Below are 12,346 nucleotides of genomic sequence, written 5' to 3'. Positions count from 1 at the left end.
GTAGCGGGTGTCGGCGGGGGCGGCAGGGAATGAGTGGGGGCGTTCCGTCGAACTCCCCGGCCGTTCCCGGTGGGTTCGGCGGTGCTCCGCTGTGGCCGGGCTCGTTCCGTCCGTGCTGGTGGGCGGCCTGACGGGGAGTGGAATCGAGGCATGACCACACCACCGCCGGACACCGATCCGCCGTTCCTGTCCCTGCACGCCGCCGTCGTGCTCGTCATCTCCGTGCTCATCGGCCTGGTCGTCGGCGGGCTGGCCCGGCTGGGGGGTACCCCCACCGCCCTGGCCGTGCTCGCCGGGCTGGCCGCCGCCGGGGCGGCCGTACCCGTACTGCGGACGCTGATCCGGTGAGGATCAGACGGCCGGCGGGGCGATCTCCCCCGAGCCCCGGGGGATCAGGCGGGTCGGGAGTTCCGTGCGGGCCGGGGGGAGGGTGGCCCCGGCGAGGCGGTGGAAGAGGCGGCCGGCGGCGACCCGGCCGAGGGTGGCCGGATCCTGGGCTACCACCGTCACGCCGGGGCGCAGCAGGTCGGCGAGTTCGAAGTCGTCGAAGCCGACCAGGGCCACCGGCGGCGTCCGCTCGGCCAGCACCCGTACCACCGTCACCGTCACACGGTTGTTGCCGGCGAAGACGGCCGTCACCGGGTCGGGGCCCGTCAGCAGCGAGCGGGCGGCGGCGCGTACCCGCTCCGGTTCGGTGGAGCCGAGCGACACCCAGGATCCAGCCACCGGAAGGCCCGCGTCCGCCATCGCGGCGCGGTAGCCGCGCAGGCGCTCGGTGGCGGTGTGGATGTGCGCGTGGTCGCCGATGAAGCCGATCCGGCGGTGGCCGCCGGCGATCAGGTGGGCCACGCCGTCCCGTGCGCCGCCGAAGCTGTCGGAGAGCACCACGTCCGCCTCGATCCGGCCGGCCGGGCGGTCCACGAACACCGTGGCCACCCCCGCCCGGATCTCCGGCTCCAGATAGCGGTGGTCGTCCCCGGCCGGGATCACGATCAGCCCGTCCACCCGGCGCGCGCACAGCGCGAGCGCCAACTCCCGCTCCCGGTCGGGGTTCTCGGCGCTGGAGCCGATGATGAGCAGCGCTCCGTGCGCGCGGGCGACCTCCTCGACCGCGCGGTTCAGCGGACCGTAGAACGGGTCGGCGAGGTCCTCAAGCACCAGGCCCACGCTGGCGGTACGGCCCTTGCGGAGCACGCGGGCGCTGTCGTTGCGGCGGAAGCCGAGCGCGTCGATGGCTTCCCGGACGCGCCGTTCGGTGTCGGGCGTGACCCCCGGCTCGCCGTTGACCACCCGGGACACCGTCTTCAGACCCACGCCCGCGCGGGCCGCCACGTCCTTCATCGTCGGCCGGTTGCCGTAACGGGGCGCGGACGGGCGGCGGGTGTGGGGCACGACGGGGATACCTCCGCAGGTCTGGGGCACGGCTGTGACCTTGAGGATAAGCACTCGGCTGATAACCGGGTTTCCGTGGCAGGGTGGTGCGGGCAAGCCCACTGGGGGCCGCGGAGGCGAGCCATCGCGAGAGGGGTACACGTGATCGTCTGGATCAACGACGCTTTCGACATAAGGCCAGGTCGGGGCCCTGCCTGCTTCTATTCGCTCCGAAACCCAGTCTCACCTAGCCTCACTTAGCCTTAGCTAGCCCTGATTGGGAAGATCTTTCTCCCATCCGTCTCCCATGGGGGACGGATGGGAGACGGCTGCGATGGAGCTCCAGATCCGGGACCGTTCGGTCAACCAGGGGCGCCGTGAGCTATCGCCTCTCTGTCAGCCGCCGAGGGGGACTCGAGCCCGCCGGGCTACATCCAGGGGGCCGCCGCCATCAGGGTCAGCCTCTTGCTCGCTACATACAACCGAATCTTCAGGCGGCTGCGTCTCTGCGTCCTGGCGTCACGGTCGGCGCTCGTCCGCGCCGCGCAGCTTCAGCCCGCGCTGGCTGCGCGCTTCGCCGCCGTGGAGGAGAGGAACGGACACCGCTCCAAGGCCGACCCGTCCATGGCGGAGACTCCCTCACCGTCCTTCACCTACCGACCCGACTGCGCAAGGCCGGATCCAACTGACCGCCGCCGACGTGTACCGGGCCCCCTACTACGGGGACCTCGAACGCCGACTCGCCCGGGACCGTGCCTGGAGCGCCGCCCCGCAACCGAGCCCGCGGTTCCCGCTCACTCCTACCGGCAGGTGGATGCACCAGCTGAACATCCCCACCTGGCGGCGCTCGGGGCCGAGGTGGCGGGTGGGGACCTCGTCGTCGACGTGGCGCCAGTCGGCGGGCTCGAGGTCGCCGGGCGCGCCGCCGAAGGCGAGGACGATCGCTCCGCCCGGAGGACCCGGGCGAGACGGGCACCCGTGAGCTGGAGGAGTTCGGCCCGCTGCGGCGGATCGAACTCACCGCGGACCTCAAGTCCGGCGCGACGACACTCATAGCGTCCGGCACGTGGTTCCACAGTCACAGGAAATCGCGGTCGTGGCGTTGGTGAATGACCTGCTGACGTAGTCGACGACCTGCACGGCTAAGGGTCGGCTGACCATTCCATTCAGGTCGGTCGGCCCTGCGATTCGGGAGTAATTATGGCAAACCAAGCGAAGCGAGCTTCAACGGCAGTATTCCTGGCTGGGCTGATTGCGCTCGCCTTGGGCACCGCAGGGGTCGGGTTACCTTGGCCGCTACCGCGCGCCGCCGCGGTCACGGCCGGGGTCGTGACCGCCGGATCGGCGCGAGTGGGAGCGCCGGTAGTGCTTCCCCGGTCCCTGGCCAGGGACCGCTTGCCTGGGCGTCCGGCCCTCTCGCGGGCGCCATTGCGACGCGCGTCGGACGGCGGTGTTGTCGCCCGTGTCCGAGGGCTCGTTTGAGGCCCGCAGTGGTTGTTGGATTGCCGCTGCCTTGGGGCGCGGCCACCGTGGTCGGGTGCGAGTCGGGGGCGTCTGTGTCGGATCGGCCGGGGCTCGTTCCGAGGAGCAGGAGCGTGTCGGGCCAGAGGGTGTCGAGGACGGAGGGGTCGTTACGGAGCTTCGCGAAGAGTACGAGTCCTTCGAGCTGGGCGATCACCGCGCGTGCGGTGGCGCGGTGCCGCGTACGGGCGGCAGGTCTGCATAGCGTGGATGCGCGCGTACGACACCCATGCCGAGGCCGGCACGTTCAACCCGCCTGGAGGGGCGTGATGTTCGATACCGAAGACGTGGGCGTGTTCCTCGGCCTGGACGTCGGCAAGAGTGCCCATCACGGCCATGGGCTCACCCCGGCCGGTAAGAAGGTCCTCGACAAGCAACTGCCCAACAGTGAGCCGAAGCTGCGGGCCGTCTTCGACAAGCTGACCGCGAAATTCGGCACCGTTCTGGTGATCGTGGACCAGCCCGCCTCCATCGGCGCTCTTCCACTGGCCGTCGCCCGGGACGCCGGCTGCCAGGTCGCCTACCTGCCCGGCCTGGCAATGCGGCGAATCGCCGACCTGTATCCGGGCGAGGCGAAGACCGACGCGCGTGACGCGGCGGTGATCGCGGACGCGGCCCGCACCCTGCCGCACACCCTGCGCTCTTTGGAACTCACCGACGAGATCACCGCCGAACTGACCGTCCTGGTGGGCTTCGACCAGGACCTCGCGGCCGAGGCCACCCGCACGTCCAACCGGATACGCGGCCTGCTCACCCAGTTCCACCCCAGCCTGGAGCGCGTCCTGGGCCCCCGCCTCGACCACCAGGCCGTCACCTGGCTCCTGGAGCGTCACGGTTCCCCGGGCGCACTGCGAAAGGCCGGCTGCCGCAGACTCGTCGAACTCATCCGGCCCAAGGCTCCGCGCATGGCCGCGCGGCTGATCGACGACGTCTTCGACGCGCTCGACGAGCAGACCGTCGTCGTGCCGGGGACCGGCACCCTCGACATCGTCGTGCCCTCCCTGGCCCGCTCGCTCGCGGCCGTCCAGGAACAGCGCCGGGCCCTGGAAGCCCAGATCAGCACCCTGCTGGAGGCTCACCCTCTTCACCCGGTCCTGACCTCGATGCCGGGAGTCGGGGTCAGGACCGCCGCCGTCCTGCTGGTCACCGTCGGCGACGGCACCGGCTTTCCCAGCGCCGCCCACCTCGCCTCCTACGCCGGCCTCGCCCCCACAACCAAGTCGTCCGGGACCTCGATCCACGGCGAACACGCACCCAGAGGAGGAAACCGGCAGCTCAAACGGGCCATGTTCCTCTCCGCCTTCGCCTGCATGAACGCCGACCCGGCCTCCCGCACCTACTACGACCGACAAAGAGCCCGCGGCAAAACCCACACCCAAGCCCTCCTCCGCCTCGCCCGCCAACGCATCAGCGTCCTGTTCGCCATGCTCCGAGACGGCACCTTCTACGAGTCCAGAGTCCTCGCCGTCACCCTCGCCGCATGACCATCCCAAACAGCCTCATACCCGGCACCACGTCCTTGACGAAAGACATAGAGACACCCCCCGCAGCCTGCGGACCGCGACTGCTCACGTACGCCCCCTCCGCGGAGTGCGAGGCCGGGGCCGCTTCGAAGGTGTGCACCCAGACCATCGCGCCCTCGCACCCGGCGCGGTTCGACATCGTCGGGCTGAGGGCCGTGGCGAAGTCCGCGTCCCTGTGGGCGAACGGCCTCACCCTCCCGTTCCACAACGGCGGAACCGAAGGCGTCAACACCAAGGCGAAAGTGATCAAGCTCCAGACATACGGCCAAGCCGGCTTCCTCCTCCGCCACCGCACCCTGCTCAACTGATCCATCCCAGCGAGCGATCAACGCCGCTGGACGGTGCAGCAGTAGTGTTCATGTTCCAGGCCGGGACCCGGACCCTGGCCTGCCGCTGCTCGCCTGGGGTGCCTGCGGGTTCCTCCAGGGGAAAACCGCGCCAGCGTCTGCGTGACCTCGTGCCTGGCCCGATCGCTTGCCCGGAGCACCGCGGGGCGCGTATATGGTGGCAGCGTAGTAGTTTCGAGCTATGGCACTCCGAACGATCAGAATTTGGTCGATCCGCTGCGCTGCCCCAGGTGGATAGGCTGGCGGCACCCAGCGAGGAGGACGATATGAGTGCACAGCCGGTCCATGACGGACCACGGCAGTCGGGGATCCCTCCCATGCCGGAGCGAACTCCCAGAGCCCTGCGTATCGCGATCGCGGAGCACGCGCCGAAGCTTCTCGTCGATTTTGACCGGCATTGGCGGCGCGATATCGCTGATGCCTACGACCTGGCGCCGGTTCCTGCCTTCTTGGCCCGTTGGTGGGGCGAGTACGCGCTGGCACGCGACTCCCGGCTTGAGGCCGAGGTGCACGCTCTTGAGGACGCGGCCGGCAAGGAGTCGGACTACGCCCGTGCCAAAGAGATGATCGAAGAGGCCGGACGGCTTAGGCGCGCGGCAGCCAAGGCGGAACCCGGGCAGTGAGCGGCGAATTCATGGGTCCGCCATGGCAGGCCGACTGGTCGAAGGAAGCCGAAGAGACTCGGGATACTCTCCCCGCGGATGGCCGCGAGGCGCTCCTGGCCGCACGTGCCGAACTCGTCACCGCGAAGGACCCGTACTTCCGGGGGATCGACAGCGACCTTGATCTTCCGTCGAGCATGAGCGTCGAACCGGTGCAGTCCACCCGGCCCGGCGGGATGCACGTTCTGTACTTCGGCCGTGGGCGGGGGTGGCTGCGCTACCACTTCACCCCTCGTTCCCCCGATCCGCAGATCGTGATCGACGAGGTGTTCTGGCAGTAGCCGGGGCAGCACAGCCGACCTCGTTCCCGAAACTTGGGGGCGCGGGGCGCTGCACCCGGAGGGCGGCTGTTGGCGGCCCAGCTCGTAGACGGATGGACCCTCTTCGTGGGGTGCTGCGCCGCGTCCCGGTTCGCTTGCTGTTACCCGGCGTCCTCCCTTCCCTGAAGCGTTCGTCGACTCCGCCCTGGTTGCGGGTCCGCCGCGGCAGCGCATCGGCCGGCGCCCTCCCCTCCCTATCACGGCGGAGACTGAGGTTGCGCGGCATGCCAGGCTGTCCAGAGCTCGGCGCGCAGTCGGCCTCGGTCGGAGACGTTGTGGCCTTGGTCCCGGGCCCAGGCGCGGACTTCCGAGACGCTTGGCCGCCCCGCTGGCCCGGCCTGAACCGGGGCGGCCTGGGCGGGCGGGCTGTCCGAGGGTGCGGTCCTGAGGGTGAAGCCCTTGCGTTCCAGAACACGCCGCCGGTAGTGGTGCATGCTCTCCAGCCGGGAGACCTCAGAGTCAACGTAGTCGTGGACCTCCACGTCCGCCTTCCCTGTCTCCAGTTCACGCATGACCCGGCCGACCTGCTGGATGCTCTTGCCCTTGAACTTGAACGGGCTGACGAGGAAGAGGGCGTCGAGCCGAGGGGCGTCAAATCCCTCGCCGGCCACTTTGTCGATGGCCAGGAGGACGAGCGGTGTGCCGTCGTCGGTGTCCAGCGCGGTGCGGACCACGCTGCGCTCCGCCGGCGGGAGGCCGCCGTGCAGCAGCATCGGGGTGATGCCGAGGGCGCGGAGGGCTTCGTCGAGACGATGGAGATGTTCGATGCGGTTGCTCAAAGCGAGGCTGTGGCGCCCGCGCCGTACGGCGTCGGCGATATCGGCGGCGATCAGGGCGTTGCGGTCCGGGTCGGTGGCGAGTTCTCCGTACAGGGCCTGGAAGGAGACACCGTCGTTGCCGACTTCGTTAGTGGTGAAGTCGGTCCGGTGCACGATCAGGTGTTTGGCGAAGGTGGTCTGGTCGGGGATCTCGTGGCGGATCGGGCCGCACTGCATGGTGATGACCGCGTCCATCTGGTCCGCCCGGTAGGGCGTCGCCGACAGCCCTCGCCACAGCCGCACCGGTACATCGTTGACCGCCGCGGCTGCCGACGGTGCGCCGATGGTGTGGCATTCGTCGACGATGACCAGTCCGTAGGCGTCCAGGAGTCCGGCGGGGGCGTCGCGATGGGACAGGCTCTGCAGCATGAACAGGTCTACGACACCACCGCGGCGGTCCTTGCCGCCACCCAGTGACCCGACGGCTTGCCCGTCGCCGAGCTCGAGGAAGGTGTCCAGGCGCTGGCGCCACTGGGCGAGCAGTTCGGCCTTGTTCACGATGATCGCGGCAGGCTGTCCGACTTCGGCGAGCATCGCGCAGGCCAGGACCGTTTTGCCGGTGCCGGGTGGGGCGACCAGCACTCCGGTCGGGTGGTCCCGCAGTGCGGCGAGTGCCTCGTTTTGAACGGGTGTCAGCACTCCTGTGAACGTGGCGGAGATCGGCTCGTGGGTGGGTAGTTCATCGGTGACCTGGAGTGTCCCGTGGGCGGAGGCGACCAGCGCCGCCGTTTCATCGCGCAGTCCCCGGGGCAGCCGCAGCCACATCGGGTCGGTCGCGTCGAAGCAGGTCACGAACCGGGGTGTGCCGAACGTCGAGTAGCGCAGGGCCTGCTTCTTGTAGAAGGCCGGGTTGTGGAGGCTGGCCAGATGCTTGAGCGCCGCGAGGAGCGGTGCGGGCAGACCTGCCGTGGCCACTGACAGCATGGCCCCGAGCCTGGCCTCGACGGTCTCGGGTGCCTTGCCCAGGGCCCCGCGTCGTGGTTTGGGCGGCAGGGCAGCGGTCGTGGGGGCCGGGCCGATCTCCACCGGGCCGAGATCCTCAACCAGGGCCTCGACCTCTGCGGGGGTAAGACGCCGGATCTGGGAGAGGTAGGCGAACTGGTCCGCGAAGGGCTCCCATGTCGCCGGGTCGAGGAAGAGCGTGGTGCCGCGCCGGCGTCGAAGACCGTTCAGCGGGAGCGCGATCAGGTTCCCGAAGCTGGCGTCCCCCTTGGCCTTCGTCGGCAGTAGGTCTTGAGCGGGGAAGAACCGGTCGAAGCTGGCCAGCGACATCTGTTTGCGGGAGCTGATGGCGTCCCGGAGCAACGCGGCGCCGAGGTCGCGGGCCAGCACGGCCGCCACCGGCGCGCTGAAGAACGTCCACACGTGCGCACCTTGCCCTGAGCGGGACACCTCGATCGAGGCCGGAACGCCGGCGGCCTGGCAGGCTTCGTAGTACGCGGCTGCGTCCCCGCGCCAATCTCCCTTGTCGAAGTCGCATGCGAGGAGCTGGCAGGTGTCATCCGGCAGCAGCGGGTACAGGCCCGCGTGGAGCTTCTCGAACTTCTTGTCCATGCCCGGCTCAGGCATCGTCAGATGGTCGAACAGTGCCTGGTCCGACAGTGTGAGGAGGGCCCGCTCCTCGCCCTCGCGCAGTTCCCACGGCGGCTTCTCGGTTGCCGGGCTCCACCCCGAGCGTCCCTTGCTGTTGGTCCAGGGCCGGGCGAACACATCGGACCGGCCGACGAACAGCGACCGGAACAGCGCCAGCTTCTCTTGTCCGCCCGATGACCCATCGGCGTACGGCAGTCCCGATGACGAGAGCATCTGCGGCGGCAACCCGTCCGGGGCGGGTGCGCGGCCGGTTGGGCCGTCCTCGGGATCGGCGTCGTGGGCCGGCACGGAGTCCGCCAGCGGGCCGAGGAGAGCACGAAGGCGTCTGTTCTCCTCGCTCAGCCCGGCGATTTCCTCCAGCGCCATATCCAGCCGAACCCGTAGCTCGGCGGGATCATCCCACCCGACCCAGTCATCCACACCCAACATCATCCGCACCCAAGGACGCAGATACGCCACAACCGCTCGATTTGACTCAGGAAGAGGCTCCGCGCGCTGCCCGCACCTCTCAGCCGCGCGACCGGGTCCAGTTGTACCGCAGCCACGCCAGTTCGGTCTCGGCGCGGGTGCGGGTCGCCTGTTCGCGGGTGAAGACGGCGTCTGTCTTGGCCAGGGCCAGGACGTAGGGGCGTCCCTGGCGCCGGGTGGTATGAGAGACGGGCAGGCCGGCCTGGTCGATGCGGCTGTGGAGGTGGCGGCGTCCGTCCTTCGCGAGCGGCCACTCCATGACGTGGCGGGTACGGGAGGTGAGGAAGGCGTCCAAGTCGGGGCACAGCCCGCAGCCAGTCCGACATGTCCCAGCCGGGGTAAGGGACCAGTCGTCGGCCGCGCGCACGGGGCGGGCGAGGGCCGCGGTGAGCCGGTCCTCGCAGTGGTCGGCGAGGGTCTGGAAGGCACGGGCGGCGGGTGCGCCGTCGCGTATGGTCGTCGGCTGGCGGGCCGCGGTGCGCAGGGCGGGGAGCAGGCATTCGAGGGCGGTGTCCGGCTGGCCGCGCAGCGTGGCGGCGATGGTGGCGGCGGTCTCGGGCCCTGCCGCCTGCAGAACGCGGGCCAGTGATGCGCCGAGCCGCTCCATGCCTGTGCGGCGCTCCGTCTCGCGGCCTACGCCGAGCCAGCTGGTGAGCTGCTGCTCGACTGCTTGCCAGGCGCCCTCGGTCAGCGGCGAGGCGATCGCGTCCCCGTCGCCGTCGGCGGCCCGCAGCGCGGTGCACAGGCTGGGCAGCGATTCGAGCCACGCCGCGCGGTCGGCCCCGGTGTACGCGCCAACCGTGCCGAACCAGCTGCTGACGGCCGTGTGGGCCCACGTCCGTCCGTACCATGCGGCCGCTGCCGCGAGACCCGGGGCGTGCCGCTCGCCCAGGGTCTCCACCCCGAAAGGCGCGAGGAGCATCGTGGCAGTGTCCGCTTCCCGTAGTCCCACCGCGACGGGCAGGGCGGTGGCGAATAGCGCTACGGCCGCCTCGCCCGAACCGTGGTGCTTCCAGAACGGGGCGAGAGACCGGGCGAGCGTGCGCGCCCGGTCGAGGTTCCCGGCATCCAGGTGGCCCTGAATTTCGTGCAGCGCGCCCTCGGAGCCGGCCTCGGCGCGGGCCGTGAACGAGCGCTGCCGGGGCCACAGGACCACGGCGGCCCGTCGGTACCAGCGGTCGAGGGTGTTGCCGTAGTTGCCCATGTAGCCCTCGTACTCGGACTGGTAGGGCGTCAGGTCCTTGGTCTCGGTGGTGGCGCACACCTCGGCGTACGCGACGGGCAGGTTGATCTGCTCGCCGCCGGTGCCGTCCGGGCGGGTCCACCAGCTCAGCGTGATCTCGTCGTCGATCAGGTCGTTCAGCTCGTAGTTGGCGAAGTCGCCGCTGCGGCGGCGCTCGGCGCCAGGTTCCCCGTCGGGGTCCAGGAGGCATTCACCCTCGCACTCCTCGTCCTCGCAGTCGTCGTAGTGCTCAACCTCGCCGTAGTAGCGGTCGTACGGCGGATGCGCGTCCCAGGTCTCCTTCACCTCGGCCAATGCGAGGACCGCTTCGCAGTCCGCCTCTGCGGCGGCCTGGCGGAGCAGGGCGGTGCGGGTGGTGTCGGAGCCCTTGAGGCGGTCCCAGTCCAGGCCGCGCTGGGTGTACTCATGGTCGAGGAGGTACACGAGGCGGTTCGGGGGCGCGGCCTTCTGGCGGCCGTAGGCGTAGCGCTCTTCGGCCGGTTCGGTGAAGTGTTCGGTCAGGCAGTGGGCCAGGTGGGCGACCGGGTCCCCGTCGTCCTCGCCGGCCGGGCGGATGCGTTCGGCGAGGAGGTTCATGGTGAGGGTGACACGGTAGCCGGACTTGACGGGCTTGACCTCGTGCAGGCAGTCCGCGTAGAAGGCCGCGAAGGTCAGCTTCTCCCTCGACGCCTGGTGGACGACGCTGCGGCCGGCGTGCGAGACGACGAGTTCGCCGCCCGTGTGGTGCGAGGGCAGCGAGACGACCAGGGTGCCCACCATGGAGTCGTCCTTTTCGGAGTCCTGGTGCGGCAGGAAGAACTGGCCCTTGCCGTAGACAAGCAGTGCGTGCGGCTCAGCCCGTAGGACGATGGCGGGCGGCAGACCGAGCGCGGTGCGGACACCGTCGAGGACGCCGCCCAGGGTACGGTCCCAGTCAGTGCCGCCGAGCGTGATGCGGTCCGGGGTGATCTCCCAGGTGTCGCGGACGCTGGTGTCGGACAAGGTCTGCTCGCCACGGCCGAAGGACGCCTGCCGGGCCTGCGCGATCAGTTTCCTGGTCACCGGGGCACGCAGCGGCAGCGGCAGCGCCCCCACCCCGTCAACCTCGATGCGCAGCGCGCGGGCCGACATCTCGATCCGGGTGCTGAAGTCCCCACGCCGCTGTACGACGTCGAGCAGCTCCGCCAGCTGCTTCCGCGCTCCGTGTCCCATACCGATTCGCCCCCAAGGGTGCAGCTTGCCGTATGGCCTGTCCCGGAAACCCTAACGCCGCTGTGACTGCATGCTCCGGCCCCGGCGCCAATCCCCTGGCGCCGGGGCCGGCGTGCCTGCCACCGAGGATCCGGAGTGCTCTCCGCGAGGGGACTCGCCACCGGGCGGAGGTCGCGTGGGCGAGCAGGTTCCCCCGGTGTGGCCTCTGGATCATCGACTTCGAGGGGCCAGTGATCGCAGGCGGGCGCGGAGGTCATTTCGTACCAACTCGTCCACCTGTCGCCGGTCTTCACGTCACAGATTGAGGTGCGGGTGGGGGCTCCGGACGGATAAGAAGTCCACTTCTCTCGAATTGGACTTCGCTTAGCTGTGATTGGCGTCGATACATTCGCCGAATGCGTATCCACGTCGTAGACGCCTTCACTGACCGTCCCTTCGCCGGTAACCCTGCGGGCGTATGCCTGCTCGACGCCGAAGCCTGGCCCGAAGATGCCTGGATGCAGCGGGTAGCTGCCGAACTGAACCACTCGGAGACCGCCTTCGCGCGGCAGCTCCCCGTCGGTGACGGCGCCGACTGGGAGATCCGCTGGTTCACCCCGCTCGTCGAGACCAACCTGTGCGGCCATGCCACATTGGCCACGGCGCACACACTGCGCCGGGAGCGAGGGGCTGTCGGCGCACTGCGTTTCCGCAGCCGGTTCAGCGGCATCCTCACCGCGCACACGCAGGAGGACGGCAGCATCACCCTCGACTTCCCGGCCGCACCCGGCACCGAAGTACCAGTACCGGAAGGCCTGCCGGAGGCCCTGGGAGTAAAGCCGGAGGCCACCTTCCGCACCGGTGCGCTCCGCGATCTGTTGACCGTCCTGCCCGACGAGGCCACCGTCCGGGCCGTGACCCCCGACCTCGACGCGATGGCCGACGTGACCCGCCGCGAGGATCTGCGTGGCGTCATCATCACCGCCCCGGCGCCCGGTGCCGGCCTGGAGTACGATTTCGTCTCCCGCTTCTTCTCACCCGCCGAGGGCATCTCCGAGGATCCGGTAACCGGCAGCGCCCACACCGCACTGGCCCCCTACTGGTCGACACGGATCGGCCGCGACGGGCTCACCGGCCTACAGGTATCCGCGCGCACCGGGCTGGTCAGGACCGCCGTGCACGGTGACCGCGTCCATCTCACCGGGCACGCGGTCACCGTCCTCGACGGAACCCTGCACGTCTGACCGATCGACTGCGCGGCATCGGCTGCACGCATGGGAGAGGGAGTCCAACATCAGTGTGTGAAGACG

General features: G+C 69.9%; 9 protein-coding genes and 1 pseudogene. 6 read left to right on the top strand and 4 right to left on the bottom strand.

Features of this window, described 5'->3' with window-relative positions:
- The first annotated feature begins 150 nt into the window (after nucleotides 1-150).
- Entirely contained in the window at nucleotides 151-348 is a 198-nt protein-coding gene (locus EES41_RS06990; RefSeq protein WP_073780519.1) for a hypothetical protein, read from the top strand.
- A 3-nt stretch (nucleotides 349-351) separates the two neighbouring features.
- Here EES41_RS06990 and EES41_RS06985 read toward each other — a convergent pair whose 3' ends face one another.
- Entirely contained in the window at nucleotides 352-1,341 is a 990-nt protein-coding gene (locus EES41_RS06985; RefSeq protein ID WP_123082316.1) for a LacI family DNA-binding transcriptional regulator, read from the bottom strand.
- 1,633 nt (nucleotides 1,342-2,974) lie between these two features.
- Nucleotides 2,975-3,067, bottom strand: a pseudogene (locus EES41_RS42850) (TetR/AcrR family transcriptional regulator); the annotation flags it as partial.
- 94 nt (nucleotides 3,068-3,161) lie between these two features.
- Between EES41_RS42850 and EES41_RS06970 the strand changes: the two are divergent.
- From EES41_RS06970 to EES41_RS06955, 4 genes are all read left to right on the top strand, one after another.
- The gene (locus tag EES41_RS06970; RefSeq protein WP_123076581.1) at nucleotides 3,162-4,376 is read left to right on the top strand and encodes an IS110 family transposase; all 1,215 of its coding nucleotides are present in this window, start codon (nucleotides 3,162-3,164) and stop codon (nucleotides 4,374-4,376) included.
- Nucleotides 4,373-4,723, top strand: coding sequence for a hypothetical protein (locus EES41_RS42130; protein ID WP_174261632.1), 351 nt, complete (start codon nucleotides 4,373-4,375; stop codon nucleotides 4,721-4,723). The genes EES41_RS06970 and EES41_RS42130 overlap by 4 nt, the downstream gene beginning before the upstream one ends.
- Before the next feature lie 356 nt (nucleotides 4,724-5,079).
- Nucleotides 5,080-5,385: a hypothetical protein gene (locus EES41_RS06960; protein ID WP_254211358.1), complete on the top strand. Its 306-nt coding sequence runs from the start codon at nucleotides 5,080-5,082 to the stop codon at nucleotides 5,383-5,385.
- A complete protein-coding gene (locus EES41_RS06955; protein ID WP_123076575.1) occupies nucleotides 5,382-5,705 on the top strand; it encodes a hypothetical protein in 324 nt (107 codons plus the stop codon). The genes EES41_RS06960 and EES41_RS06955 overlap by 4 nt, the downstream gene beginning before the upstream one ends.
- 236 nt (nucleotides 5,706-5,941) lie before the next feature.
- On the opposite strand, the gene EES41_RS06950 is transcribed toward EES41_RS06955, so the two are convergent.
- Nucleotides 5,942-8,521, bottom strand: coding sequence for a DEAD/DEAH box helicase family protein (locus EES41_RS06950; RefSeq protein ID WP_164495775.1), 2,580 nt, complete (start codon nucleotides 8,519-8,521; stop codon nucleotides 5,942-5,944).
- 142 nt (nucleotides 8,522-8,663) lie between these two features.
- On the bottom strand, nucleotides 8,664-11,057 hold the full coding sequence (locus tag EES41_RS06945; protein ID WP_123076570.1) for a 2OG-Fe(II) oxygenase: 2,394 nt from the start codon (nucleotides 11,055-11,057) through the stop codon (nucleotides 8,664-8,666).
- A gap of 395 nt (nucleotides 11,058-11,452) precedes the next feature.
- Between EES41_RS06945 and EES41_RS06940 the strand changes: the two genes are divergently transcribed.
- On the top strand, nucleotides 11,453-12,280 hold the full coding sequence (locus EES41_RS06940) for a PhzF family phenazine biosynthesis protein (RefSeq protein WP_123076568.1): 828 nt from the start codon (nucleotides 11,453-11,455) through the stop codon (nucleotides 12,278-12,280).
- Nucleotides 12,281-12,346: the final 66 nt, after the last annotated feature.

The organism is Streptomyces sp. ADI95-16, assembly GCF_003721495.1.
In the GTDB taxonomy this organism is placed as follows: Bacteria; Actinomycetota; Actinomycetes; order Streptomycetales; family Streptomycetaceae; genus Streptomyces; species Streptomyces goshikiensis.
Note: the sequence above shows the minus strand (reverse complement) of the source record. Positions and strands in the feature narration are given on the sequence as shown.